The organism is Methylobacterium sp. Gmos1 (genome assembly GCF_053764715.1).
The window spans coordinates 636,697-660,000 of sequence record NZ_JBSNCC010000001.1; the positions used below are offsets into that span (position 1 = coordinate 636,697).

Sequence of the window (23,304 nt, forward strand, 5' to 3'; positions counted from 1 at the left end):
GCGTGACATCAGCCGCCCGGGATCGCCAGGGGATTGCCGGTCAGCGCCGCGGCGTCCGGCGCGTCGATGCCCGGGCGGCCGAGGAAGGCGTCCCACAGCCGGCGCACGAAGGCGGGGTCGAGGTCGCGCACGATCAGGACCAGCCGCGAGCGGGTGTCGCCGTCGGGCCAGGCTGGCAGGGTGGCGGGCGTGTGGACGACGTGCTGCACCCCGTGCACCACCACCGGGCGGCCGGGATCGTCGGCGAGCGCCACCAGCCCCTTCAGGCGCAGGAGCTTGGGGCCGTGGGCCGAGCGCAGCAGGTCGAGGAACATCTCGAAGGCGGCGCGGGGCACCGGCTCGTCGCTCACCAGGTGGAAGGCCCGGATCGCCGCGTCGTGCCTGTTGACGTCGTGGTGGTGGTGACCGTGGTGATGGTCGTGACCGTGCTGGTGGTCGTGGTGCCGGTCCTCCGCCCCGAGCCAGGCCCGCACGTCGGCGACCTTGCCGTCGAGGTCGAACAGGCCGCCGAGCATCCGGTCGGCCGGGGCGTCCGGCGCCAGGATCGCGGCGCCGGGGTTGATCCGGGCGAGGCGCGCGCGCAAGGCATCCGCCTTGTCGCCCGCGAGATCCGCCTTGGCCACGACCAGCCGGTCCGCCACCGCAACCTGGCGCAGGGCCTCGGGATGCGCGTCGAGGGTGCCCTCGCCGTTGACCGCGTCGACCACTGTGACCACCCCCTGGAGCGCGTACCGCATCGCCACGTAGGGATGGTAGAGCAGCGCGTGCAGGATCGGCGCCGGATCGGCGAGGCCGGTGGTCTCGATCACCACCCGGCGGAACGGCTGGATGCGCCCGTTGTCGCGCTTGCGCAGCAGGTCCTCCAGCGTCGCGATCAGGTCGCCCCGCACGGTGCAGCACAGGCAGCCGGCCCCGAGCAGGATCATCCCCTCATCCACCGTCTCGATCAGCAGGTGATCGAGCCCGACCTCGCCGAACTCGTTGACGATCACCACCGTGTCGGCGAGCTCCGGCGACTGGAGCAGCCGGTTGAGCAGGGTGGTCTTTCCGGCGCCGAGGAAGCCGGTGAGGATCGTGAGCGGGATCGGGGCCGGGGGGCCGGGGGTGTCGGTCATGAGGGCGGTCTCGGTCGTCAGGAACCCGCAGATGGGGAGCCGGGCGGACATGCGGGATGGGTGGGGCGGATGTCGAGGGCTTGACGGATTTGCGGCAAGTCGAACCACCTGCCGACCGTAAAGCGTAACTTGACAGGCAACAGCTGTTCGCTTATCCGAATCCATGCGCATTCGGAACGTTCTCCATCGTGGCCTACGCCGCTTCATCGAGGACGATGACGCCTCCGGAATGCCGTCCACGATCGTGCCGAAGCTGCGGCGCATGCTCTCTTTCATCCAAGACATGAAGAACGAGGATGAGTTGCGGGCCGTACCGAGCTGGAAGCCGCATCAGCTATCGGGACATCGCCGCGGCGTCTGGAGTCTATCGGTTACCAGGAATTGGCGTCTGACGTTCCGCATCGACGAGGACGGCGTCGAAATCCTGGACTTGAACTACGAGGATTATCATTAGGAGACGATCATGAGCCCAGAGCAAGGATTGCGGATGAGGAGCCCCGCTCATCCCGGCGGGTTCGTGCGGGCCGAGATCGTCGAGGCCTACGGGCTCTCCGTGACCGACGCCGCGCAGGTGCTCGGCGTGACCCGCCCTGCCCTGTCGGCGCTGCTCAACGAGCGGTCGTCCCTATCGCCCGAGATGGCGCTCCGCATCGAGAAGGCGTTCGGCGTCTCCATGGACACCCTGATGCGGATGCAGACCAGCTTCGACATCGCGCAGACGCGCCTGCGCGATGGCGAGATCCGGGTCGAGCGGTTCACCGGACCGCCGGTCGATCCGCAAGCTGCGGTGGAGTGAGCGGCACCCGCTCCAGCACCCCGCCGTCGAGCACCTGGTCGTCGGTGGCCCAGAGCAGCCACAGCGCGTCGAGGGTGAGGCGCAGGATCGGCCGGTCCCACCAGCGCTCGATGAGCGCGGCGAGGCTCGCGGCCTCCGGGGGATCGAGGTCGTCGGTGAGCGCGTGCAGGCCGACGACGGTGAGGCCGCTCGGCGGGCGGCCCATGATCCGCTGGATCTCCGCCAGCCGGTCGACTCCGTCGCGGCACTCGGGATAGACCCGCAGGTAGAGCCGGCCGACATTGATGATGCCCGAGAACAGCCCGCGCAGCTCGACCGTGAGCGGACCGAACGCCGCCAGGGCCGCCCGCTGCTCCGCCGTGAGTACCGGCCCCGCCTCCGGCCCGATCGCGAGCGAGCCGCACAGGGTGGCGTGCAGGCGCTCCGTGCGGCGCGCGGCGATGTCCCAGGCGATCTTGTGGGCGAAGGGCGCGGCGCGCAGCTCCCGCTCCAGCTCGGCATGGGCCGGAGCGGCGGCGAGGGCGGCCCACGGGACCGGCAGCACCAGCGACACGACCCGGGGATGGCGCCCGCGGATGTAGTACCGGCCCTCTCTTTCCGGGATCACGCCCGGATGATCGGGCGCGACCAGGGGCAGGTGCGCGAGGCGGTAGGCCTCGTCGAGGGCAAGGCCCTGGCCCGGCACGAACGGGGTCCGGCTGCGGCGATAGGCCAGGGCCTCGTCGGGGCAGAAGACCGGCGCCGCGGGTGCGGCCACCGGCTCAGTGTCTCTCACGACACTCCCGGTCACGGACGTCGCCCGCTCCGGCGACGTCGCTGCGGCGGGAGTGTCGTGAGATGCACTCAGTCGTCTTTCTTGCGGGCCGACTTCACGGTCGGCTTAGCCGCCGCCTTGGCCTCGGGCTTTACCGGCTTCGCGTCCTTGGCGGCGGGCTTCGCCGCGGGCTTCACGGCGGCCTTGTGGGCCGCCTTCGGCTCGGCGATCACCGAGGTGGCCGGGCCGGTGGATGCGAAGGCAGAAGCCGAGGCCGGCGCCGCGCCCTTCTTCCGGGCGAGGAGCTTGGGCTGCGGCACCGTGGCGCCGGTCGCCGCGATGCTGCGGCTCGGGGCGGGCTTGTGGGGGGCGGGCTTCGCCACCTTCACCCGCGGGGTGACAGGCTTGGCCGGCGCCGCCTCGTCGGTCGCCGCGATGGTGCTCTCGGCCGGGTCGCGGCCGGTCCAGACCAGCACCGGCTGCAACGGCGCCCGGGGCGGCAGGGCGCGGTTGCGCAGGGCCGCGCTGTTCATGGTGGCGAAGGCGAGCGCCGAGGAGGGCTGCGCGCCCACGGCCATCAGCTGGGCGTTGGCGTTGTCGGCGTTGCCCCCGGCGCCGGCGCCGGCGGTCACGGCGGAGGAATCCGAATCGGTCGGCATCGGCCGGCGCTTGTCGCAGATGTAGGGCCGCATGTCCGGCGGGCTGGCGATGCTCGAGGTCGGCAACTCGTTGAGCGTCTGGCCGCCCCAGCCGAAGGTCGACTGGCCGAAGCCGTAATCGAACAGGTCGGCGGCCTTCAGGTCGCGCTCGCGGGCGCTCGCCTGGCCCATCACCACCGTGAGGATGCGCCGGCCGTTGCGGTTGGCGCTCGCCACCACGTTGAAGCCGCCCGAGCAGATGAAGCCGGTCTTCATCCCGTCGACGCCGGCGTAGCGGCCGAGCAGGCCGTTGTGGTTCGGCATCACCGCGCGGCCGAACTGGATCGCCGAGATCGAAAAGAGGTCGCGGTTCTCGGGGAAGTCGCGCAGGAGGGCGCGGCCGAGGACCGCCATATCCCGGGCCGAGGTCCATTGCCGCGGGTCGGGCAGGCCGTTGGGGTTGTACCAGTGGCTGTCGCGCATGCCGAGGCGCTGCGCGGTCTCGTTCATCCGGTCGGCGAAGCCCTCGATCGAGCCACCAAGATTCTCGCCGATCGCCCAGGCGACGTCGTTGGCCGACTTCACCATGATGATCTTGAGGGCGTTGTCGAGGGTGAGCTGGGTGCCGGGCCGAAAGCCCATCTTGGAGGGCGGCTCGGCCGCGGCGGCCTCCGAGATGGTCAGCAGCTGGTCCATCGAGGCGCGGCCCTGGCGCACCATGTCGAGGGCGACGTAGGTCGTCATCAACTTGGTGATCGAGGCCGGGTACCACGGATCGGTGGCGCCCTGGCTGTAGAGCACCTTGCCGGAATCGACGTCGACGACCAGCATCGGCGCGGTGACCGCCCCCGCCGTTCCGGCGGCGAGGGATCCGGCCACCACAAGGGCGCCGAGGCCGAGGAGGCGTCCGGCGAGGCGCGGCAGCAGCGCAGCTGTGAACATTCCGATGGGTTCCCGTCGTGCCGGTGCCGCCCCGCGGCGCCTCCCGCGACCGTCCGGCCCTCGAAGGCCGTCCGGTCACGCCGCCCCGGGCACCGCACGGCGGACCGACCGTGATTGTAGGGCAACGGCACAGCTTTTGACAGCGCCGCGCGACGCCCCCATGAACGCATCATCCGTGGCGGGAGCATGGCGGCGCTGCCATCCTCCGCCCGCCCACAGGCCCGTCCACAGCGACGGATGAGGCTTGCGACGTGCGCAGGAGGCTTGCGCCCGGTGCCCTTGCCGGCGCGATCCCCATCTGACACGGCAGGACGACCGTTCGAAACGACATGGAGCAACGCGCGCCGCCGACCGGCGCCGCCACGACATCATGAGCTACGCCGTCAAGGAGATCTTCCACACCCTCCAGGGCGAGGGCGCCCAGGCCGGGCGCGCCTCGGTGTTCTGCCGCTTCGCCGGCTGCAACCTGTGGAGCGGGCGCGAGGCCGACCGCCCGGGGGCCGTCTGCCGCTTCTGCGACACCGATTTCGTCGGCACCGACGGTACCGGCGGCGGCCGCTTCTCCGACGCGGAGGCGCTGGCCGCGGCGATCGAGCGGACCTGGAACGGCGCGCGCGGGCGGCGCTACGTGGTCTTCACCGGCGGCGAGCCGCTGCTGCAGCTCGACGAGGCGCTCCTCGCCGCGGTCCATGCCAGGGGCTTCGAGGCGGCGGTGGAGACCAACGGCACGCAAGCCCCGCCGGCGGGGATCGACTGGGTCTGCGTCAGCCCCAAGGCCGGTGCGCCGCTGCACCTCACCCGCGGCGACGAGCTGAAGCTCGTCTTCCCCCAGCCCGGCCTCGACCCGGACCGCCTCGCCGACCTCGACTTCCGCCACCTCTGGCTCCAGCCGATGGACGGGCCGGACCGGGTCGCCAACACCGAGGCCGCCGTCGCCCACTGCCTGCGCGACGCGCGCTGGCGCCTGAGCCTGCAGACCCACAAGCTGATCGGGATCCCGTGAGGCCTCGAAGGCCGTGAGCCTCGCATGATGGTTCGCCCGCCGGGCCAACGGTGCTAAGGGGCTGCCCGACAACCCGATCCCCAGAACCATGCACAGATGAAGATCACCCAGGCCTTCACGTTCGAGGCGGCGCACCGGCTGCCGAACGTGCCCCCGACCCATCGCTGCCACCGCATGCACGGCCATTCCTACCGGGTGGAGCTGACCCTCGACGGGCCGGTCGACCCGGAGACCGGCTGGGTCGTCGACTTCTTCGACGTCGAGGCCGCCTTCGGGCCGGTGTTGGAGCGCCTCGACCATTACTGCCTCAACGAGGTGCCGGGCCTCGAGAACCCGACCGCCGAGCACATCGCGGTCTGGATCTGGGAGAAGACCCGCCCGGCCCTGCCGCTCCTGTCCTCGGTCAAGGTGTTCGAGACGCCGATGTCGTGGGCGGAGTATACCGGCGCGTGAACGACGAGGACGCGGAGCATCGGCGGCTCGCGGCGATCGTCCGGGCCGATCCGGACCTGATGCGGCTGCTCGCCGCCGCCCGTAGCCTCGCCCTGCCGCAATGGCGCCTCGTCGCCGGCTGCCTCTACCAGACGGTCTGGAACGTCCTGACCGGCCGGCCGCGCGGCCACGGCATCCGCGACTACGACCTGATCTACTTCGACACCGACCTGTCCTGGGAGGCCGAGGACGCGGTCCTGCGCCGTGCCGCCCCCGTCCTCGGCGCTTGCGTCGGCCCGGTCGAGATCCGCAACCAGGCCCGGGTCCATCTCTGGTTCGAGGGCCGCTTCGGCTCGCCCTACCCTCCCCTTCCGTCGGCCGACGCGGCGCTCTCCCGCTACGCGGCGGTCGTCCACGCGGTCGGGGTGCGGCTGGAGGCCGACGGCCGCCTCTCGATCGCCGCGCCGTTCGGCCTCGCCGACCTGTTCGATCTGGTGCTGCGCCCCAACCCGGTGCTCGCCAACGCGCCGGCCTACACCGCCAAGGCGGAGCGGATGCGCGCGCTCTGGCCCGAGCTGACGGTGCTGCCCTGGCCTGGGGCGGAGCACGCCCCTGTCAAGTGCGGGAAGGACACGGCGGCGGTTTCCACCGGCCTGTCCCCGGCGCCCTCCCCGCTCTCGACAAGCTCCTGAACCCGCAGGGATCTTTCAGGAGCCGCACGCACACTTCAACGAAACGGTCACGATTCCAGGCCCTTGCCGCCGGACAGGCTGTGGACGGTGCGTGGGCGGGGGAGCGGGATAACGATCGGTTCACCCTGCCGCCGATCGTTCCTGTTGCGAAGCGTCCCCCGCGAGCCATAATTTTCCCCATGCCCGCCGCTCGCGCGGGTCTCGTCCCGCTCTCGATCGACGAACCGGCCCCGACCGCGGCACGCCTTTTCCGCGGGATGTCCCAGTCGTGCCGCCAACCCGCGGCGGCGCCTCGCGGATTCAAGGCGCCGGGGTCTTTAAGAGAAACGAGACCAGTTGTTGATAGACCGGGATGAACCACGGGGAAAACGGCCGGGACGGAGTTGACTTCCCGAGCCATCGACCCGGCCGCTCACAACCCCTCGTCCGGGGCCATGGCGGCAAGCGTATCTGCGTACGGGCCGGGAGCGGGCAGCCGCCACCGGGCCGAGAAGGGACCAGTCATGCGTGTGGACGGCAGCTTGGCGGAAGGGGTCGGCTCCGGCCGTGGCGGCAACGGCGACGACGGCCGCGGCGAGATCACGGGGGCCTGGCAACGGGTGAAGCGCCGCCTGCGGGCGGAACTCGGCGAGGACGTGTTCGCGAGCTGGTTCGCCCGGCTCGAATTGCAGGAGGTCTCCGGCGGCGTCGCCCGCCTGACGGTGCCGACGCGCTTCCTGAAGAGCTGGATCGAGTCGCACTACCTCGACCGGGTGCTCGCCACCTTCCGCAGCGAGGCCGACGGCATCGAGAGCCTGGAGGTCGGGGTGCGCGGCGCGATGGCGCCGGCCCGTCCCGGCGCCGCGGCGCTGACGAAGCCCGCCCCGAGCCCGCGGCCCGCCGCTAGCCCCGCGGGCCCGGCCGCCGAGTTGCCCGAGCCCGAGCGCGCCGCCCGCGGTCCCGCGCCCGAGGGCGATCTCGGCGGCGCGCCGCTGGACGCGCGCCTGACCTTCGAGAGCTTCGTCGTCGGCCGCTCGAACGCGCTCGCCCACGCCGCCGCCGAGCGGGTCGCCCGGCACGACGGGGGCCCCGCGCTCTACAACCCGCTCTACTTCCATGCCGGCGTGGGCCTCGGCAAGACGCACCTTCTCCACGGCATCGGCCACGCGGTGAAGAATGCCGGCCGGCGGGTGATCTACCTCACCGCCGACCGCTTCATGTACGGCTTCGTCAACGCGCTGAAGACGCAGAGCGCGCTGGCCTTCAAGGAGAAGCTGCGGGCGATCGACGTCCTGATCCTCGACGACGTGCAGTTCATCCAGGGCCGCTCGATCCAGGCCGAGTTCGGCCACACCCTCAACGCCCTCATCGATGCCGGGCGCCAGGTGGTGGTCGCCGCCGACCGGCCGCCGACGGAGCTCGAGGCCCTCGACGAGCGGGTGCGCTCGCGGCTCGCCGGCGGCCTGGTGGTCGAGATCGGCACCCTCGACGAGGCCCTGCGCGCCTCGATCCTGCAATCGCGCCTCGAGGCGGTGCGGGCCTCGCACCCGGCCTTCGAGGTCGGTCCTGCGGTCGCCGAGTACGTGGCGAAGGCGATCACCGCCAACGGCCGCGACCTCGAAGGCGCGGTCAACCGGCTCTTGGCCCACGCCACGCTGACCGGCGCCCCCGTCACCCTCGACACCGCCGAGACGGCGATCCGCGACCTCGTGAAGAACCGCGAGCCGAAGCGGGTCAAGATCGAGGACATCCAGAAGCTGGTGGCGAGCCGCTACAACGTCTCGCGCTCTGACATCCTCTCCGAGCGCCGCACCGCCGCGGTGGTCAAGCCGCGCCAGATCGCGATGTACCTCTCGAAGGTGCTGACCTTGCGCTCCCTGCCGGAGATCGGCCGGCGCTTCGGCGGGCGCGACCACACCACGGTGCTCCACGCGGTGCGCAAGATCGAGAAGGCGATCGGCGAGGACACGGCGCTCTGCGACGAGGTCGAGCTCCTGAAGCGCATGCTCCAGGATTGAGACCAGAGGACGAGCCGGGGCCCGCGCGGGGCCCCGGCTTGCCTTCGGGATGCGCCTTCGCCAAAGTTCCGCTCCCGTGCGTGCACGGGGCAACTTTTGCCTTTGCCGGCCTTCGCTGAGGCCGGTCGTACGAGACACGGATCACCCTGATGAAAGTCACCGTCGAGCGCGCGGCCCTCCTTCGGTCGCTCGGCCACGTGCACCGCGTCGTGGAGCGGCGCAACACGATCCCGATCCTGTCGAACGTGCTGCTGCGCTCCGGGCCGGACGGCCTCCAGCTCAAGGCCACCGACCTCGACATCGAGGTGACCGAGACGATTCCCGCCGACGTGGTCGATGGCGGCGCCATCACGGTGCCGGCCCACGTCATCTACGACATCGTGCGGAAATTGCCCGACGGCGCCCAGGTCTCGCTCGAAACGAGCGGCGAGACCGGCCAGATGCTGATCCGGTCGGGCCGCTCGCGCTTCACACTCGGCGCCCTGCCGGAGGCCGATTTCCCCGATCTCGCCGCCGGCGAGCTGCCGCACCGCTTCGAGCTGCCGGCCGCCGATCTCAAGCGCCTGATCGACAAGACCCAGTTCGCGATCTCCACCGAGGAGACGCGCTACTACCTCAACGGCATCTTCTTCCACACCATCGAGGCGGAGGGCTCGCTCAAGCTGCGGGCGGTCGCCACCGACGGCCACCGCCTCGCCCGCGTCCAGATGGAGGCGCCCGACGGCAGCGGCGGCATGCCGGGCATCATCGTGCCGCGCAAGGCCGTGGCCGAGATCCAGAAGCTCGTCGAGGATGGCGGCGAGACCGTCGGCGTCGAGATCTCGTCGGCCAAGGTGCGATTCAGCTTCTCGTCGGGCGTCACCCTGATCTCGAAGCTCATCGACGGCACCTTTCCGGACTACGCCCGCGTCATCCCGACCGGCAACGACAAGCGCCTGACGGTCGAGCGCGACCAGTTCGCCAAGGCGGTCGACCGCGTCTCGACCATCTCCTCGGAGCGCGGCCGCGCGGTGAAGCTCGCGATGACCGACGGGCGCCTGTCGCTCTCGGTCAACAACCCGGATTCGGGCTCGGCGACGGAGGAGCTCGACGTCGACTACGAATCCGGTCCCCTCGATATCGGCTTCAACGCCCGCTATCTCCTCGACATCACGGCCCAGCTCGACGGCGACACCGCGCTCTTCCGCCTCGCCGATCCGGGCTCGCCGACGGTGATCCAGGACCGCGAGGGCGCGCCGGCGCTCTACGTGCTGATGCCGATGCGGGTGTGAGGGCGGGATTGCGCGCGGCGACCGCCGCGCGCACATTCGTGACATGTCGAAATCCGTCTCCCTCGATTCCCCTTCCGCATCCCTTCTCGATGCTCTCGTCGGAACCGGCCGGTACGGTTCGGAGAGCGAGGTCGTGGAAGAGGCCCTGCGTCTCTTGAGCAGCCGGGAGGCCCGGATCGCGCGCCTCCGGCAGGCGTGGAGCGAAGGTGTGGAGGGCGGCAACTATCAGCCGGCCGAGGTCGTGTTCGCCGAGTTGGAAGAACGCTACAGGATACCGGATAGTGAGGCGTGAGGCGCGTCGTCATCTCCGCGCCCGCAGCCAGGGATCTCAGGGATGTCGGCGACTATATTGCGACCGATAGCCCTGTTCGGGCTCGACGATTCGTCGCCGCGCTCAAGGAGCGCTGCCTCAGCCTCGCGTTCCATCCGTTCCGCGGCAAACCTGCTCCCGAGATCGGCCTTGACGTACGTATGCTGGTCGCGGGCAACTACCTGATCCTGTACCGCGTCCAGACCGAAATCGTGATGATCGATCGGATCATCCACGGCGCACGCGATATCGCGGGTCTCGACGACGACCTGTGATATGGCGCAGGCATGACCGAGCCCACCGCCCTGCGCGTCACCCGCCTCATCGCCCGCGACTTCCGCAACCACGCCGATCTCGACCTCGCGGTCGCTCGCCGCTTCGTCGCGCTGGTGGGGGAGAACGGGGCCGGCAAGACCAACATCCTGGAGGCCCTGTCGCTGTTCGCCCCCGGTCGGGGCCTGCGCCGGGCGGACTTTTCCGTGATGGCGCGCGAGGGCGGAACCGGCGGCTTCGCGGTCTCGCTGACGCTAGAGGGCCCGAGCGGCGACCACCGCATCGGCACCGCCTGGGAGCCGCCGCGGGGGCGCGAGGAGCGCGGCGGCCGGCTCTGCCGCGTCGACGGGGCTACCGCCCCCTCGCCCACGGCGTTCGCCGAGCAGGTGCGGGTGGTCTGGCTCACCCCCGACCTCGATGCCCTGTTTCGCGGCCCCGCCGGCGACCGGCGCCGCTTCCTCGATCGCCTGGTGCTCGCCGTCGATGCCGGCCACGGCGCCCGGGTGAGCGCGATGGAGCGGGCGCTCCGCTCGCGCAACCGCCTCCTGGAGGAGCGGCCCGACGATGGGCCGTGGCTCGACGCCGTCGAGCGCGAGGTGGCCGAGCTCGCGGTCGCGGTAGCGCTCGCCCGGCGCGAGACCGTGGAACGGCTCGACAGCCTGATCCTGTCGACCCGCGACGAAGCCTCGCCCTTCCCCTGGGCCGGGGTGCGGTTGGAGGGCGACATCGACGACCTCGTGGCGGTGTGGCCGGCGGTCGATGCCGAGGACCGCTACCGCGCGACCCTGCGCCAGAACCGCTTTCGCGATCGCGCCGCCGGCCGGACGCTCGCCGGGCCGCAGGCCTCCGACCTCGTGGTCCGCCACGGCCCCAAGGACGTGCCCGCCGCCACCGCCTCGACCGGCGAGCAGAAGGCGCTGCTGATCGGCCTGGTGCTGGCCCATGCCCGCCTCGTCACCGGGATGAGCGGCCTTGCTCCCCTCGTCCTCCTCGACGAGGTCGCGGCCCATCTCGATCCCCGCCGCCGCGCCGGGCTGTTCGATGCGCTCGAAGCGCTCCCAGGGCAGGTCTGGATGACCGGGGCCGACCCGGCGATGTTCGGGGAGCTGGGCGGGCGGGCGGACGTGGTGCAGGTGGCGGAGGGGAGCGTGCGGGCTTGAACGGCCTCAGAGGGTCGGCGGCAGCGCCGTGCGGCTGAAATCATTGCCGACGAAGAGGATCGGCAGGCCGCGGACGGCCGCGCATGCATAGGAGAAGCAGTCGCCGAGATTGAGCCGCGCGGGATGTCCACGCCCCTTCCCGTAGCGGGCGTAAGCCACCAGAGCGCCGTTAACCTCGGCCTCCGCCACGGGCACGAGCCCGATGCGGCTGATCGCCATGAATCCCCTCACCTGCCGCTCGGCATCCTCGACGGACAGGCCGGTCTCGCGGCTGATCGCCGTCACGGCCTCGAAGACCGCGAGGGTGGAGGTGACCGGATCCGACGCCGCGTCGATCTGGTTGGTCAGATCGATCGCCCCGGCTTCCTTGAGCAGGATCGCGACGATCGCCGAGGCATCGACGAACATCAGGGTTCGCCGTTCAGATCGTCGAAGAAAGCCTTGTCCGCCTTCAACCCGGTGCGGGGGAACGACGCGATATAGTCCTGGATCGGCTTGATGCGCTCGACGAGCGGGACGGATTCCTCGCGGCGGGCGATCTCGGCGGCCAGCGCCATGCGGACCGCTTCCGTCTTGCTCACGCCGGCCATCGTCGCCAATTTGTCAGCGAGCTGATTCACCTCCTGGCTGCGGATGTTGAGCGACATGGGACGCGATCCTGTGTAGACACCGTCGCCAATATGTCTACACGCCTCGCGCTCCGTCGCAAGGCCGCGCAGAGCGATCGAATCCCATGACAGACCGCCTCGACGAGGCCCGCGCTGCCCTTCGCAAGACCTTCGGCTACGAGGATTTCCGTCCCGGCCAGGCCGAGGTGATCGGCGCCGTGCTCGACGGGCGCGACGTGTTCGCGGTGATGCCGACGGGCTCGGGCAAGTCGATGACCTACCAGCTCCCCGCCCTGGTGGAACAGTCGCTCACCGTCGTCGTGTCGCCGCTGATCGCCTTGATGCACGACCAGGTCAAGCAGATGGAGGCCTTCGGCGTCGCCGCCGGCACGCTCAACTCGACGGTGTCGGAATCGAGCGCCCGCGAGACCTGGCGCGGCATCCGGCAGGGCTCCTTGCGCCTGCTCTTCGTCTCGCCCGAGCGGCTGTTGATGGAGGGCCTGATCGAGGCGTTGCAGGGCGCCGGCGTGCGGCGGCTCGCCGTCGACGAGGCGCACTGCGTCTCGCAATGGGGCCACGATTTCCGGCCCGAGTACCGCGACCTCGCGCGCGCGCGCGAGGCGCTCGGCGACGTGCAGACCGTGGCGCTCACCGCCACGGCCGACGCCGCGACCCGGGCCGACATCTCCGAGCGGCTGTTTCCCCGCGGGCGCAAGCCCGAGCTGTTCGTCCACTCCTTCGACCGGCCGAACATCCGCCTGACCTTCGCGCCGAAGGAGCACCCGACGCGCCAGCTCTCGCGCTTCCTGCGCCCGCGCAAGGCCGAGAGCGGCATCATCTACTGCTCCTCGCGAAAACGCACCGAGCAGATCGCCGAGATCCTGCAGCAGGACGGCTTCAACGCGCTGGCCTACCATGCCGGGCTGGAACAGACCGTGCGGATGCGCAACCAGGACACCTTCCTCCAGGAGGACGGGGTCGTGGTGGTGGCGACCATCGCCTTCGGCATGGGCATCAACAAGCCGGACGTGCGCTACGTCTGCCACGCCGACATGCCGTCCACCATCGAGAGCTACTACCAGGAGATCGGCCGCGCCGGCCGCGACGGGCTGCCGGCCGACACGCTCACCCTCTACGGCCTCGACGACATGGCGCTCCGCCGGCGCCAGATCGACGAGAAGGAGGTGCCCGACGACCGCCGCCGGGTCGAGCGCCGCAAGCTCGAGGCGATGATCGCGCTCTGCGAGGGCGCGACCTGCCGGCGCCAGTCGCTGCTCGGCTATTTCGGCGAGCAGAGCCAGCCCTGCGGCCGCTGCGACCTGTGCCGCGGCGGCGTCTCGCTCATCGACGGGACGGTGGCGGCGCAGAAGGTTCTGTCCGCGGTGGTGCGCACCGGCCAGCGCTTCGGCGCGGCCTATATCTGCGATCTCGTCCACGGCAAGGAGAGCGACCAGATCCGCCGCAACGGCCACGCCCAGCTCAAGACCTTCGGGGTCGGCTCCGACAAGCCGGTAGCGGCCTGGCGGGCGATCCTGCGCCAGCTCTTCGCGGCGGGCGCCGTGGCGGAGAACGGCGACGGCTACGGCGGCCTCTCGCTCACCGACAAGGGCGAGGCGATCCTGTTCGGCCGCGAGCCGGTGCAACTGCGCCCCGACCCCGAGCCGAAGGCCCCGAAGGAGCGCCGCCGCGGGGCGACGGACCGCGACGACACGCTCGGCTTGTCGGAGGCCGACGAGGCCCTGTTCCAGCACCTGCGGGGCCTGCGCGCGACCCTCGCCCGCCAGGAGGGCGTGGCCGCCTACATGATCTTCCCCGACCGCACGCTGATCGAGATGGCGCGCGCGAAGCCGGTCGACATGTGGGCCCTGCGCTCGATCCACGGGGTGGGCGAGCGGAAGCGGGATGCCTATGGGCAGCCTTTCGTGGAGGCGGTGGCGGAGTTCCTAGCGGATGCGGCGAAGCGAGCAGGGTGAGAGGGGCTTCTAACGGGAAACCCCTCAGGCGATGTTTTCGCACATTCTCTCAATCCGGCAGGGTTTGTCACACATCCTCTACGGTGGAGGTCGGTGCATTTCGTGGTTGACGGCCTCTCCTGTCTGCAAACACATGTTTTCCGTATACAGGCTTGCACCTGCCGAATGACCGCGTGGGATCGCAGACCCTCGCGTGATCACCACGAACCTGGGTTCCGTATCGGCTCCGGCTTGAACGACCCGACTGGATCCGCCTCTGTCGCATCGGCGCGCGTTCTCAAGGTTCACCGGCCGCCATCCGGGCGCGGGCCATGCAGGTAACGAAGGCCTCCGGGTTGGTGGCGAGGAGCCGCGCTTCGGCGAGCGCAACGGGCCCTTGAGCCGCTGCCCAGCGCGGATCGGCGAGACGCTCGCGCAGGCGCTCCAGGGCCCGTCTGTGGGCGGGAGAAGCGTAGGCCGCGCGCAGGACGGTGAGACCGGGCTCGCCGAAGAAGTGGTCGACCTTCTCGTAGAAGAGCTTGCGCGCCTCGATGTACTCCTTGAGGGGCTTGTCGGCCGCGTCGCCCGCAGCCGCGCCGGCGGCCTCCGCGCGGTCCTCGGCGTGGGCCAGCCAGCGCCGGATGTTGAAGGCGCCGTCGTGCCGCGGCGGGGCGTCGACCCGGTGCCAGCCCTCCTCGCCCGGCGTGTAGCCCCGGGTGCGGAAGCAGCGCTTCGACTGCACCTCGGCCGCCTCGACGGCTGGGGGCGGCACGGAACTGAACGTCCCGAACCCGAGGCTGTACATGCCCTCGGGCGGCTCGGCCATCGCCTTGAGCATCGCGCCCGCCGGCCCCGCGACCGCCGCCTGCGCGATCCTGGCGTTCTGCATCGCCTCAGCCTCGCAGCGGGCGGGCAGGGGCAGGGCGAGAGCTTGCTGTCCGAGGATTGCGACGCTGCAGGCCGTCCCTTGCGCCGCCACCGTGAAGATCGCCGCGGCCGGGCGCGGGTCGAGCGCGGTGACGAGCGCCTCGGGCCGGCCGAGATCGCGCCAGTGCAGGCCGAGGAACAGCGCAGCCGCCAGCACCGCGCCGACGGTCATGGCCGGCGTCAGCCCCAGCCAGTTCCGCGGGTCGTCCGCCCCGATCCGTGCGAGCGCGCCGCGCTCCGGGACCCTGACGGCCGTCCCATACAGGCTCGCCCGGATTGGCGAACACGCCGGGCTTTGCAAGCCGCGGGCCCGCGTGTCGCGCCGGGGCGGCGCCACGAAGGCCAGCGATCCGGTGACGGCCACGATCGCCGCGACGCGCCGGGCAATGGGGGGATGGGTCGCGAAGGCGCCCTCGCAGGCCCCGTCGATCATCATCGCGTCCTGGCCCGGCCGCAGGGCGGCGAGCCCGCTCCGGCCCTCGATCCGCTCCAGGGCGGACAGGAGCGCGGCCGGGTTCTGGGTGACCTCGACGGCGCGGGCATCCGCCACGAACTCGCGCGAGGCCGTGATGAGCAGCCGGATCAGGCGGCTGCCGCGCAGGATGCACTGCCCGCAGAACCCCAGGGACAGGATGAACAGGAGGAGCGGCGGCATCACCACGACCACCATCGGGAAGGCCAGCACCTCCCGCAGGCGGTTAGCCTCCCAGCGCTGGGGCAGGACCAGCCAGTCGATCATGCGCAGGCAGGCATTGGCGGCGGCCAGGAGGCGGATGTCGCCGTTGGCGATGTGGGCGAGCTCGTGGGCGATGACCGCGGCGAGCTCGTCGTCGTCGAGCGCTTCGATCAGGCCGCGGGTGACCACCACCACGGCGTTCCGGCGGCTCAGGCCGCACGCGAAGGCGTTGAGCGCCCGCGTTTCGATCACCCCGACATAGGGCGTCGGCAGGCCCATGGTGATCGCGAGCGGCTCGACGAGGCGGCAGAGCCGAGGCTCCTCGGCGTCATCCACGAACGCGAAGGCGACCGAGCGCTGGACCGTCTGGACGTGCCAGAGCAACTGAAGCCCGAAGACGCCGGCGGCCGCCAGGGTGACGACCGGGACGTAGCGGACGGCGTAGCCCGCTGGGGCGAGGCTCGGCGCGTGCGCGGGGTCGAAGGCCAAGAGAGGCAGCCAGAGCACGAAGGCCGCCGCCACGTTGAGCGCGGCGAGAAAGCCGCAGAACAGCAGGATCGTGCGCCGGTCGTTGGCCTGGATCCAGCCGAAGAGGCCGTTGACTCGCAGGAACATCGGTGCCTCCCGTCAGAACTTGAACGCGACGGGCTCGTCGATGAGGATCCGCTCAATGCCGAGATCGAAGGGCTCTCGCGGGGTGAGGCCGCGCAGGCGCGCGACGAGGCTGCCGGGGAATTGGCGCAAGGTCGCCCCATACTCGCCGACGGCGAGATTGTAGAAACGCCGCGAGGCTGTGATGCGGTTCTCCGCGCCCACGAGTTCGTCGCGCAGGGCCGTGAAGTGGCCCGAGGCGCGCAGCTCCGGATAGCGGTCGGCCATCCCGATCAGGGTGTTGATGTTCTGGGTCAGGTTCTTCTCTGCGCTGAGCCGTGCCTCGGGCGCGACCGCGGCCAGCGCCTCCGAGCGGGCGCGGGTGAGGCCGAGCAGGATCTCGTGCTCGTGGTTCGCGAAGCCCCGAACGGTCTCGACGAGGCCCGGGATCAGGTTCTGGCGGTGCTTGAGATGGACGTCGATGTCGGCGAACGCTGTCTCGCAGCGTTGATCGAGGGCGACGAGCCGATTGTAGGTGGCGAAGAGGATGAGGATCGGGAGAAGTACGGCTCCGGCGATCACGGCGAGCACGATGGTTGACGACATGGACTGCCTCGTCAGTTGTGCCGTCCCACCGGCAGCGTGAGGTTTGATTGCAATGACGTAGTAGACATTCGATTTTTTCGTTGGCTGGATAATTCATGTTTCCCGTTAAACAGGATTTAATCCGCGGATCGTAACATAGGGTCATCAGTTGGTGGAGCGCAATGTGGCTGAATCGATCTTTAATCGCATCTCTCGCATTCTCACGGCCAGCGTGGAGGACTCGGTTGACCGCCTCGAGCAGGCCGGTGGCGAGGCGGTGATGCGCGAGGCGATCCGCGAGGCCGACCGCGCCGTCGACCGGGTCGCGGCCGAGCGCGAGGCTGCCCTTGCGCGCCGGCTCCAGGCCGCCCGCCAGCAGGCGCTGCTCGCCAAGCGCATCGAGGCGCTGACCGAGAAGGCGCGCTTCGCGCTGGAGAGCGGTCGCGAGGATCTTGCGGAGGCGGCCCTGTCGCAGCAGTTCGACTTCGAGGCCCAGGCTGTCACCCTCGCCGAGGCGCAGGTCGAGGCGCAGGCCGAGGAGGCGCGAATCGAGGAGGGCCTCGCCGCCCTGAAGGCGCGCAAGGCCCAGATGGAGGACACGCTGTCGGCCTACCGGCAGGCCCGGACCGAGGCGGCGGGCGGCAGCAGCAGCGCGGAACGGTCGGCGGAGCGGCAGGTCGATGCCGCCGAGCAGGCCTTCGCGCGGGCGATGACGGGTGCGGGCGCACCGGTTCGGGCCGACGCCGCCTCGCTCCGCGGCGTCGCCGAGATTGATGTCCTGCAGAGGCGTGCGGCGATCGCCGAGCGCCTTGCCGCCCTCAAGGCCGCGAGGGCGGCCTGATGATCCGCAAGCCGCCCGCCGGGTTCGGCCGCAAGAGCGCCGGCGCCCTCCGGCTCGAGGATCTGCAGACCGCCGCGCGGCACGGCTCGGCCCTCGCCCAGGCAGGCCGCTACTACCTCGCCGGCCTGGTCTGCTGGGGCTTCGCGCTGCTTTGGGGCTTCGCGGCCCTGGCGGCCGGAGCCACCGGCAGCGGGCTGCCGACTTTCGTCGGCGTCGGCGGCATGGCGGCTGCCATGGCCTGGAACGGCCGGCGCTTGTTCGCCAAGGCGCGAGCGGCGCGGTGCACAGCGGCTCCCGCCGCGTCCTGACGCGCCGGGGCTCCGGGCTCTCAGGCCGTCATGCGTCGATCGACCCGGCCCCGAACGTCACCGGCGCCCGCGATCCTGGATGTCGGAAAACACCTGTTTTCCGACATTCGCGCGCGAGATGAGGAGCGGCCGCAATGTATTTGAAGCGGTCACTCACGCAGCCGAGCTGACGGGGTTGGGACGCAAACCCTCCACTCGATGAGAACGGGAAAGCGTCATTACCTTACAGACGCCAGGGTAGCGCGACCAACATCGTCAGCCGATCCCTGCCGTGCCTGGAAATCCCTTAGCGTCGCGCCCAGCCGCTCCCGCAGCGCCTCGTCCGACAACGGCCCCGTCACCACGAGGCTCGCGACCACCTCCGGATGCTTGAGCCGCTGCTTCGGCGTGCGGGCGTGGTTCGCCACCCGCAACTGCCCGTCGGTACCGGGCAGCACGAAGTAGAAGCTCTCGCCCCGCGTGCCCTGCCCGACCTCCACGAATCCGTCCGCCAGGAGGAGCGCCCGGGCCCGCGCGATCGCCGCTGCCGGCGTCACGGCCGCCAGCCCGCCTCGTCCTCCTCATCGCCGTCATCGGTCTCGCGATACGGCCCGTCGGTCGCCTCGGCGCCGCGGTAGCCGGTCGCCAGCACGTAGAGCTCGCTCGAGTCCGCCCGGCTCGCCGCCGGCTTGACGTGGCGCACGCTCGAGAAATCGCGCTTCAGGTCGGTGAGCAGGCCGCCCTCGGTGCCGCCCTGCAAGACCTTGGCGAGGTAGGTGCCGCCCGGCGCCAGGATCTCGCGGGCAAACGCCAGGGCCGTCTCGGCGAGCCCCATGATGCGCAGGTGGTCGGTCTTCTTGTGGCCGGTGGCGTTGGCGGCCATGTCCGACATCACGACGTCGGCCGGTCCGCCCAGCATCTCGGTGAGGAGGCCGGGCGCGGTCGGATCGAGGAAGTCGAGGGTGACGAAGTCGACGCCCGGCATCGGCTCGATCTCGAGGAGGTCGATGCCGACCACCCGGCCCCGCGGCGAGGCGGCGCCCGGATGGCTGCCGACCTTGGCGGCGGCCACCTGCGACCAGCCGCCGGGCGCCGCGCCGAGATCGACCACCCGCTGTCCCGGCTTGAGCAGCCGGAAGCGGTCGTCGATCTCCATCAGCTTGAAGGCCGCCCGCGAGCGGTAGCCCTCGCGCCTGGCGCGGGCCACGTAGGGGTCATTGAGCTGGCGCTCGAGCCAGAGCTTGGAGGAGACCGTGCGCCCGCGCCCGGTCTTGACCCTCTGCTTCAGGTCGCCCCGGAGGCCGCCGCCGCGACGATCGCTCATATCCCTTGACCTTCGATGATCGAAAAAAATCGTTCGCGGTCAATGACGCCCCGGGCTTGCGGGCGCAAGCCCGCTTCTTGAAAGCCGGCCGGCGCAAGCCCGGCGCATCGTCAGCCCGGCCGCACGCCCCGGCGCCAGACCCCGTCCTCGCGCATCATGTTCATCAAGAGGCCCTCGCGCAGGCCGCGATCGGCGATGCGCAGGCGCTCGGACGGGAAGGCGCGGCGGATCGCCTCCAGGATGGCGCAGCCAGCGAGCACCAGATCGGCCCGGTCGCGGCCGATGCACGGGTTCTGTGCCCGGTCCGACAGGCGGGTCGCGAGCAGGCCGTCGATGGCGTCGGTGACCTCGCGGTCGCGCATCCACAACCCGTCGATCCGCCGCCGGTCGTAGCGCGGCAGGCGCAGATGGGTGGCTGCGAGCGTCGTCACCGTGCCGGAGGTGCCGAGCAGGTGGAAGTTCGGCGCGTGCGCCGCAGCACCCGCGATCAGCGCGAACTTGGTGAGGCGGTCGGCGACCTCCTCGACCATGCCCTCGAAGACCGGCCGGGTCACGTCGGCCCCGCCATAGCGCTCGGCCAGGGTGACGACCCCGACGGGGAGCGAATCCCAGGCCCGGATGCGCAGGGTCGGGTCGGCGCTGCGGGCGAGCGCGGCCGAGCCGTCGAGCCAGACGATCTCGGTCGAGCCGCCGCCGATGTCGAAGATCACCACCGACTCCGCGTGCCGGTCGGCGAGCGCCGCACAGCCCGTGACCGCGAGGTAGGCTTCCGTCCGCCGGTCCACCACCTCGAGGTCGAGGCCGACCTCGCGATGCACCCGGTCGACGAAGGCCGGCCCGTTCACCGCGAGCCGGCAGGCCGCGGTGGCGATCGACTTCGCCCGCACCACCCCGCGCGAGCGCATCTTGCCGAGGCAGACCGCCAGGGCGTCGACCGTCCGCTCGATGGCGTCGTCGCTCAGGCGGTCGGTGCTCCCTAAGCCCTCGCCGAGGCGCACGATGCGCGAGAAGGCGTCGATCACCCGGAACCCGTAGGGCGCCGGCTCGGCGATCAGGAGCCGGCAATTGTTGGTCCCGAGATCGAGCGCCGCGTAGGCGCGCCGCTCCGGGCGCCGTGGAGGATCATCCCCCGCCGCGTGCGGCGGGGGCGCGGTCGCGCGCGCTGTCTCGGCGTACTCCGCGGCGCGCGCCGGCACGGAGACGGCCGTCTCATCCCTCATCGGCTGTGCCGATATCCCTCAGATCCGCACCCTCGCGGGGCGAAAAGTCCATCACATGATGGGGAGCTTACGTGGCTCCGGGCGGAACGCAAAGCCGCGATCGTGCCGCGGCCGCCGTCCCGTCACCGGGACAATCGCGAGGCCATCCAATGAATTGCGCTCAATCGACCGCCGTTCCGTGCAGCTCGGCCTGGGTGAAGCGCTGTTGCTCCTCCATCACCAGCCCGGCGAGCTCGCGCTTGAGCGCGTTGAACTCGGCCGAGGCCGTGTCGCGCGGGCGAGGGAGCGGCACGATCAGGTCGCGCTTCATCCGGCCCGGGCGGTAGGTGAGCACGACGATGCGGTCGGCGAGGTAGATCGCCTCCTCGATCGAGTGGGTCACGAACACGATGGTCTTGCGGTACTCGGCCCAGATCCGCAGCAATTCGTCCTGGAGCGTGCGCCGGGTCAGCGCGTCGAGGGCGCCGAACGGCTCGTCCATCAGCATCACCGGCGGGTCGAGGGCCAGGATGCGGGCGATGGCGACGCGCTGGCGCATGCCGCCGGACAATTCCTTCGGGAAGCGGCCGAGGAAGTCAGACAGGCCCAGCGTCCCGGCGATGCGGGCGACGACCGCGTCGGCTTGCTGCCGCGCCACGCCCTTGATGTCGAGGCCGAAGCGGATGTTCTGCTCCACCGTCATCCAGGGAAACAGCGCGTATTCCTGGAAGACCATGCCCCGGTCGGGGCCCGGGTCGACGACCGGGCGCCCGTTCATGCGGATCTCGCCCGAGGTCAGGGCCGAGAAGCCCGCGATGGCGTTGAGCAGGGTGGACTTGCCGCAGCCCGACGGCCCGAGCAGGCAGACGAACTGCCCGCTCGGGATCGACGCGGTGACGTTCTCGAGCGCCACCACGGCGCCGTCGCCGGAGCCGAACACCTTCGAGGCGTTCGCGATGGTGATCTCGGCGGCGCCGGGCACGGTGGCCGTGGCGGCCGCTGGCTCAGGCCGGAGGAGGGTTGCTGTCGCGGTCATGGTCCTAGCGCTCCAGGCCGCGGTGCCAGCGCAGCAGATGGTCGTTGAAGCGCGACATCGCGCCGTCGATGACGAGGCCGAGGATGCCGATCGTTAGCATGCCGCCGATGATCTTATCCGACCACATGTATTCGCGCGCCTCGAGGATCCGGTAGCCGAGCCCGTCCGACACCGCGATCATCTCGGCGACAATCACCACGATGAAGGCGGTGCCGATGCCGATGCGCATGCCGGCGAGCACGAACGGGCTCGCCGCCGGCAGGATCACCCGCCGGAACATCGTCCACGAATTCGCCCCCAGGTTGCGGGCGGCGCGGACGTAGATCGAATCGACCTGGCGTACCCCCGCGATCGTGTTGACGAGAACCGGGAAGAAGGTGCCGAGCGCGATCAGGAACAGGGCCGGCGGGTTGCCGAGGCCGAACCACACGATGGCGAGCGGGATGTAGGCGATCGGCGGGATCGGCCGCAGGATCTGCAAGAGCGGATTGACAAGGCCGTAGAGCCGGTCGCTCGTGCCCATCAGCAGGCCGACGGGCAGGGCGAGGCCGACGCCGATGGCGAAACCCGCGACCACGCGGCTCAGGCTCGCCACCGCGTCGTGCGGCAGTTCGCCCGAGAACAGCCAGGCGGTGTAGCTCTGGCTGGCGGGGTCGTATGGCAGGGCCGGCACGAGGCTGGCGAACCAGCGGGAGGCCACCGCGCTCGGCGGCGGCAGCACGACGGCCGAGAACAGGCCGGCGCGGCTGGCGATCTCCCAGAGGATCAGCAGCCCGACCGGCAGCAGCGCGCCGCGGAAGGCGGAGAGGCGGGTCACCATAGATCTCCGGGACGGCTCAGTTGGTCTTCGTCGTCTTGGCGCCGAGTTCGGCTTTCGCCTTCTCGAGCAGGTCGAGCTTGACCCATTCGGCGTCGCTCTTCGGCGGGTTGACCATCTTGCCGAGCCCGTACTTGTGCATCAGGTCGGCGGTGATCTGCATGTGGCCGGCCGGCATGTCGTAGGTATAATCCGCGTTGTCCATCGAATCGCGGAAATCCTTGCTGCTGAGCTGGCCCTTGAACACCTGCTCGCGCACGTATTTTTCCGCGAGGTCCGGCTTCTCGATGAAGGTCTTCGTCGCCTCGACGAACAGCTTGAGCACCCGGGCGGCGACCTCGGGCTTCTCGGTATACATCTTCTCGGTCATGACGAGCGGCCGGTAGGGCACGCCGATCGGGGTGTCGTAGGGCTTGACGATCTCGTAGCCCCAGCCGTTCGAGATGGCCTGCGTCGATTGCGGCTCGCTCTGGCAGATCACGTCGACGTACTTCTGCGCCAGGGCCTGGTTCAGGTCGGCGTAGTTGTTGAAGTAGACGAGCTGCACGTCCTTGCCCGCACGCTCCGACCAGGTCAGGCCGTTCTTCTCCAGCTCGGCGAGCAGCATCAGGTCCTGGGTGCCGCCGCGCACCACCGCGACCTTCTTGCCCTTCACGTCGGCGAGCGTCTTGGCGCCGAGATCGGGCCGGCCGAGGATGCGCACGCCGCCATTGGCGAAGCCCGCCACCACCAGGAGCTTCACGCCGTTGCCGCGCGCCGCCACCGCGCCGTCGGCGCCGGACGCCGCGATGTCGATCTGGTCGACGGCCATCGCCGGATAGATATCGGCGCCCTTGGCGAACTGCTTCTCGTCGATCTTGAGGTTATATTTCGCGGCGATCTCCTTCATGTAGGAGATCGCGCCGTAATGGGCGAATTTCAGGTTGCCGAGACGAACGACGTCCTGGGCGGCGGCCGGGCCGGCGAGGGCCGCCAGGAACGTGGCGGCGACGGCGAGGCGCTTGAGCATGCTTCACTCCCTGTCCGAAAACCCGGTCGCAGAGCCGGTTCGTTTCGGAGGGAGATATTGGACAAAAGT

At 70.6% G+C, this 23,304-nt stretch carries 26 protein-coding genes; 13 read left to right on the plus strand and 13 right to left on the minus strand.

Translation table 11 applies throughout. From position 1 onward, the window contains the following. Nucleotides 1-8: 8 nt before the first annotated feature. Nucleotides 9-1,115 carry a CobW family GTP-binding protein gene (locus ACS5PV_RS02835; RefSeq protein WP_455393845.1) on the minus strand — a complete coding sequence of 369 codons (1,107 nt, stop codon included), beginning with the start codon at nucleotides 1,113-1,115 and terminating at the stop codon, nucleotides 9-11. 163 nt (nucleotides 1,116-1,278) lie between these two features. Here ACS5PV_RS02835 and ACS5PV_RS02840 point away from each other — a divergent pair, with 163 nt between their 5' ends. Further along, nucleotides 1,279-1,569, plus strand: a complete 291-nt coding sequence (locus ACS5PV_RS02840; protein ID WP_455393846.1) for a type II toxin-antitoxin system RelE/ParE family toxin — start codon at nucleotides 1,279-1,281, stop codon at nucleotides 1,567-1,569. 9 nt (nucleotides 1,570-1,578) lie between these two features. Next, on the plus strand, nucleotides 1,579-1,911 hold the full coding sequence (locus ACS5PV_RS02845; RefSeq protein WP_455393847.1) for a HigA family addiction module antitoxin: 333 nt from the start codon (nucleotides 1,579-1,581) through the stop codon (nucleotides 1,909-1,911). Here ACS5PV_RS02845 and ACS5PV_RS02850 read toward each other — a convergent pair. Together ACS5PV_RS02850 and ACS5PV_RS02855 are read right to left on the minus strand one after the other, a co-directional pair. After that, nucleotides 1,871-2,686: a hypothetical protein gene (locus ACS5PV_RS02850; protein ID WP_455393848.1), complete on the minus strand. Its 816-nt coding sequence runs from the start codon at nucleotides 2,684-2,686 to the stop codon at nucleotides 1,871-1,873. The two genes, ACS5PV_RS02845 and ACS5PV_RS02850, sit on opposite strands and share 41 nt — an antisense overlap. A gap of 68 nt (nucleotides 2,687-2,754) precedes the next feature. Further along, on the minus strand, nucleotides 2,755-4,245 hold the full coding sequence (locus ACS5PV_RS02855; protein ID WP_455393849.1) for a D-alanyl-D-alanine carboxypeptidase family protein: 1,491 nt from the start codon (nucleotides 4,243-4,245) through the stop codon (nucleotides 2,755-2,757). Between the two features lie 370 nt (nucleotides 4,246-4,615). Here ACS5PV_RS02855 and queE point away from each other — a divergent pair, with 370 nt between their 5' ends. The 8 genes from queE to recF all read left to right on the plus strand — a co-directional run bounded on the left by queE (nucleotide 4,616) and on the right by recF (nucleotide 11,383). Next, nucleotides 4,616-5,248 carry a 7-carboxy-7-deazaguanine synthase gene (gene queE / locus ACS5PV_RS02860; protein WP_455393850.1) on the plus strand — a complete coding sequence of 211 codons (633 nt, stop codon included), beginning with the start codon at nucleotides 4,616-4,618 and terminating at the stop codon, nucleotides 5,246-5,248. Nucleotides 5,249-5,344: 96 nt separating this feature from the next. Further along, the gene (gene queD, locus ACS5PV_RS02865; protein ID WP_099906393.1) at nucleotides 5,345-5,701 is read left to right on the plus strand and encodes a 6-carboxytetrahydropterin synthase QueD; all 357 of its coding nucleotides are present in this window, start codon (nucleotides 5,345-5,347) and stop codon (nucleotides 5,699-5,701) included. Next, entirely contained in the window at nucleotides 5,698-6,372 is a 675-nt protein-coding gene (locus tag ACS5PV_RS02870; protein WP_455393851.1) for a nucleotidyltransferase family protein, read from the plus strand. The genes queD and ACS5PV_RS02870 overlap by 4 nt, the downstream gene beginning before the upstream one ends. Nucleotides 6,373-6,875: 503 nt before the next feature. Next, nucleotides 6,876-8,369, plus strand: coding sequence for a chromosomal replication initiator protein DnaA (dnaA, locus tag ACS5PV_RS02875; RefSeq protein WP_455393852.1), 1,494 nt, complete (start codon nucleotides 6,876-6,878; stop codon nucleotides 8,367-8,369). Nucleotides 8,370-8,518: 149 nt separating this feature from the next. After that, nucleotides 8,519-9,640 carry a DNA polymerase III subunit beta gene (gene dnaN, locus ACS5PV_RS02880; RefSeq protein WP_455393853.1) on the plus strand — a complete coding sequence of 374 codons (1,122 nt, stop codon included), beginning with the start codon at nucleotides 8,519-8,521 and terminating at the stop codon, nucleotides 9,638-9,640. Nucleotides 9,641-9,683: 43 nt separating this feature from the next. Continuing rightward, nucleotides 9,684-9,932, plus strand: a complete 249-nt coding sequence (locus tag ACS5PV_RS02885; RefSeq protein WP_455393854.1) for a type II toxin-antitoxin system ParD family antitoxin — start codon at nucleotides 9,684-9,686, stop codon at nucleotides 9,930-9,932. Next, the gene (locus ACS5PV_RS02890; protein ID WP_455393855.1) at nucleotides 9,929-10,225 is read left to right on the plus strand and encodes a type II toxin-antitoxin system RelE/ParE family toxin; all 297 of its coding nucleotides are present in this window, start codon (nucleotides 9,929-9,931) and stop codon (nucleotides 10,223-10,225) included. Before ACS5PV_RS02885 ends, ACS5PV_RS02890 begins: the two co-directional genes overlap by 4 nt. Before the next feature lie 12 nt (nucleotides 10,226-10,237). Beyond that, nucleotides 10,238-11,383: a DNA replication/repair protein RecF gene (recF, locus tag ACS5PV_RS02895; RefSeq protein WP_455393856.1), complete on the plus strand. Its 1,146-nt coding sequence runs from the start codon at nucleotides 10,238-10,240 to the stop codon at nucleotides 11,381-11,383. A gap of 6 nt (nucleotides 11,384-11,389) precedes the next feature. Here recF and ACS5PV_RS02900 read toward each other — a convergent pair whose 3' ends face one another. Together ACS5PV_RS02900 and ACS5PV_RS02905 are read right to left on the minus strand one after the other, a co-directional pair. Then, complete coding sequence (locus tag ACS5PV_RS02900) at nucleotides 11,390-11,791, minus strand: type II toxin-antitoxin system VapC family toxin (RefSeq protein ID WP_455393857.1); 402 nt, start codon at nucleotides 11,789-11,791, stop codon at nucleotides 11,390-11,392. Next, nucleotides 11,791-12,030, minus strand: a complete 240-nt coding sequence (locus ACS5PV_RS02905) for a type II toxin-antitoxin system VapB family antitoxin (RefSeq protein WP_048465327.1) — start codon at nucleotides 12,028-12,030, stop codon at nucleotides 11,791-11,793. Before ACS5PV_RS02905 ends, ACS5PV_RS02900 begins: the two co-directional genes overlap by 1 nt. 86 nt (nucleotides 12,031-12,116) lie before the next feature. Here ACS5PV_RS02905 and recQ point away from each other — a divergent pair, with 86 nt between their 5' ends. Beyond that, complete coding sequence (gene recQ, locus ACS5PV_RS02910) at nucleotides 12,117-13,964, plus strand: DNA helicase RecQ (RefSeq protein WP_455393858.1); 1,848 nt, start codon at nucleotides 12,117-12,119, stop codon at nucleotides 13,962-13,964. Nucleotides 13,965-14,241: 277 nt separating this feature from the next. Here the strand turns inward: recQ and ACS5PV_RS02915 are convergent, their stop codons facing one another. Beyond that, on the minus strand, nucleotides 14,242-16,161 hold the full coding sequence (locus ACS5PV_RS02915) for a M48 family metalloprotease (protein WP_455393859.1): 1,920 nt from the start codon (nucleotides 16,159-16,161) through the stop codon (nucleotides 14,242-14,244). A gap of 12 nt (nucleotides 16,162-16,173) precedes the next feature. Beyond that, a complete protein-coding gene (locus ACS5PV_RS02920) occupies nucleotides 16,174-16,743 on the minus strand; it encodes a LemA family protein (protein WP_455393860.1) in 570 nt (189 codons plus the stop codon). 163 nt (nucleotides 16,744-16,906) lie between these two features. On the opposite strand from ACS5PV_RS02920, the gene ACS5PV_RS02925 reads away from it, so the two are divergent. Together ACS5PV_RS02925 and ACS5PV_RS02930 are read left to right on the plus strand one after the other, a co-directional pair. Further along, complete coding sequence (locus ACS5PV_RS02925; protein ID WP_455393861.1) at nucleotides 16,907-17,563, plus strand: PspA/IM30 family protein; 657 nt, start codon at nucleotides 16,907-16,909, stop codon at nucleotides 17,561-17,563. Next, complete coding sequence (locus tag ACS5PV_RS02930) at nucleotides 17,563-17,871, plus strand: hypothetical protein (RefSeq protein ID WP_455393862.1); 309 nt, start codon at nucleotides 17,563-17,565, stop codon at nucleotides 17,869-17,871. The genes ACS5PV_RS02925 and ACS5PV_RS02930 overlap by 1 nt, the downstream gene beginning before the upstream one ends. Before the next feature lie 218 nt (nucleotides 17,872-18,089). On the opposite strand, the gene ACS5PV_RS02935 is transcribed toward ACS5PV_RS02930, so the two are convergent. From ACS5PV_RS02935 to ACS5PV_RS02960, 6 genes are all read right to left on the minus strand, one after another. After that, complete coding sequence (locus ACS5PV_RS02935) at nucleotides 18,090-18,407, minus strand: hypothetical protein (protein ID WP_455393863.1); 318 nt, start codon at nucleotides 18,405-18,407, stop codon at nucleotides 18,090-18,092. Beyond that, nucleotides 18,404-19,174, minus strand: coding sequence for an RlmE family RNA methyltransferase (locus ACS5PV_RS02940; protein ID WP_455393864.1), 771 nt, complete (start codon nucleotides 19,172-19,174; stop codon nucleotides 18,404-18,406). The genes ACS5PV_RS02935 and ACS5PV_RS02940 overlap by 4 nt, the downstream gene beginning before the upstream one ends. Before the next feature lie 110 nt (nucleotides 19,175-19,284). Next, on the minus strand, nucleotides 19,285-20,394 hold the full coding sequence (locus ACS5PV_RS02945) for a Ppx/GppA phosphatase family protein (protein ID WP_455393865.1): 1,110 nt from the start codon (nucleotides 20,392-20,394) through the stop codon (nucleotides 19,285-19,287). 160 nt (nucleotides 20,395-20,554) lie between these two features. Beyond that, nucleotides 20,555-21,409 (minus strand): ABC transporter ATP-binding protein, encoded by an 855-nt coding sequence (locus ACS5PV_RS02950; protein WP_455393866.1) that lies wholly within the window; start codon nucleotides 21,407-21,409, stop codon nucleotides 20,555-20,557. Nucleotides 21,410-21,413: 4 nt separating this feature from the next. Further along, the gene (locus ACS5PV_RS02955) at nucleotides 21,414-22,229 is read right to left on the minus strand and encodes an ABC transporter permease (protein ID WP_455393867.1); all 816 of its coding nucleotides are present in this window, start codon (nucleotides 22,227-22,229) and stop codon (nucleotides 21,414-21,416) included. A 16-nt stretch (nucleotides 22,230-22,245) separates the two neighbouring features. Next, complete coding sequence (locus ACS5PV_RS02960) at nucleotides 22,246-23,235, minus strand: ABC transporter substrate-binding protein (protein ID WP_455393868.1); 990 nt, start codon at nucleotides 23,233-23,235, stop codon at nucleotides 22,246-22,248. Nucleotides 23,236-23,304: the final 69 nt, after the last annotated feature.

Excerpts from the sequence above, each read along its gene's own strand:
- ACS5PV_RS02835 (WP_455393845.1), bottom strand. The coding sequence starts at position 1,115 with ATGACCGACACCCCCGGCCCCCCGGCCCCGATCCCGCTCACGATCCTC.
- ACS5PV_RS02840 (WP_455393846.1), top strand. The coding sequence starts at position 1,279 with ATGCGCATTCGGAACGTTCTCCATCGTGGCCTACGCCGCTTCATCGAG.
- ACS5PV_RS02845 (WP_455393847.1), top strand. The coding sequence starts at position 1,579 with ATGAGCCCAGAGCAAGGATTGCGGATGAGGAGCCCCGCTCATCCCGGC.
- ACS5PV_RS02855 (WP_455393849.1), bottom strand. The coding sequence starts at position 4,245 with ATGTTCACAGCTGCGCTGCTGCCGCGCCTCGCCGGACGCCTCCTCGGC.
- queE (WP_455393850.1), top strand. The coding sequence starts at position 4,616 with ATGAGCTACGCCGTCAAGGAGATCTTCCACACCCTCCAGGGCGAGGGC.
- queD (WP_099906393.1), top strand. The coding sequence starts at position 5,345 with ATGAAGATCACCCAGGCCTTCACGTTCGAGGCGGCGCACCGGCTGCCG.
- dnaA (WP_455393852.1), top strand. The coding sequence starts at position 6,876 with ATGCGTGTGGACGGCAGCTTGGCGGAAGGGGTCGGCTCCGGCCGTGGC.
- dnaN (WP_455393853.1), top strand. The coding sequence starts at position 8,519 with ATGAAAGTCACCGTCGAGCGCGCGGCCCTCCTTCGGTCGCTCGGCCAC.
- ACS5PV_RS02885 (WP_455393854.1), top strand. The coding sequence starts at position 9,684 with ATGTCGAAATCCGTCTCCCTCGATTCCCCTTCCGCATCCCTTCTCGAT.
- recF (WP_455393856.1), top strand. The coding sequence starts at position 10,238 with ATGACCGAGCCCACCGCCCTGCGCGTCACCCGCCTCATCGCCCGCGAC.
- ACS5PV_RS02900 (WP_455393857.1), bottom strand. The coding sequence starts at position 11,791 with ATGTTCGTCGATGCCTCGGCGATCGTCGCGATCCTGCTCAAGGAAGCC.
- ACS5PV_RS02905 (WP_048465327.1), bottom strand. The coding sequence starts at position 12,030 with ATGTCGCTCAACATCCGCAGCCAGGAGGTGAATCAGCTCGCTGACAAA.
- recQ (WP_455393858.1), top strand. The coding sequence starts at position 12,117 with ATGACAGACCGCCTCGACGAGGCCCGCGCTGCCCTTCGCAAGACCTTC.
- ACS5PV_RS02915 (WP_455393859.1), bottom strand. The coding sequence starts at position 16,161 with ATGTTCCTGCGAGTCAACGGCCTCTTCGGCTGGATCCAGGCCAACGAC.
- ACS5PV_RS02920 (WP_455393860.1), bottom strand. The coding sequence starts at position 16,743 with ATGTCGTCAACCATCGTGCTCGCCGTGATCGCCGGAGCCGTACTTCTC.
- ACS5PV_RS02930 (WP_455393862.1), top strand. The coding sequence starts at position 17,563 with ATGATCCGCAAGCCGCCCGCCGGGTTCGGCCGCAAGAGCGCCGGCGCC.
- ACS5PV_RS02940 (WP_455393864.1), bottom strand. The coding sequence starts at position 19,174 with ATGAGCGATCGTCGCGGCGGCGGCCTCCGGGGCGACCTGAAGCAGAGG.
- ACS5PV_RS02945 (WP_455393865.1), bottom strand. The coding sequence starts at position 20,394 with ATGAGGGATGAGACGGCCGTCTCCGTGCCGGCGCGCGCCGCGGAGTAC.
- ACS5PV_RS02950 (WP_455393866.1), bottom strand. The coding sequence starts at position 21,409 with ATGACCGCGACAGCAACCCTCCTCCGGCCTGAGCCAGCGGCCGCCACG.
- ACS5PV_RS02955 (WP_455393867.1), bottom strand. The coding sequence starts at position 22,229 with ATGGTGACCCGCCTCTCCGCCTTCCGCGGCGCGCTGCTGCCGGTCGGG.
- ACS5PV_RS02960 (WP_455393868.1), bottom strand. The coding sequence starts at position 23,235 with ATGCTCAAGCGCCTCGCCGTCGCCGCCACGTTCCTGGCGGCCCTCGCC.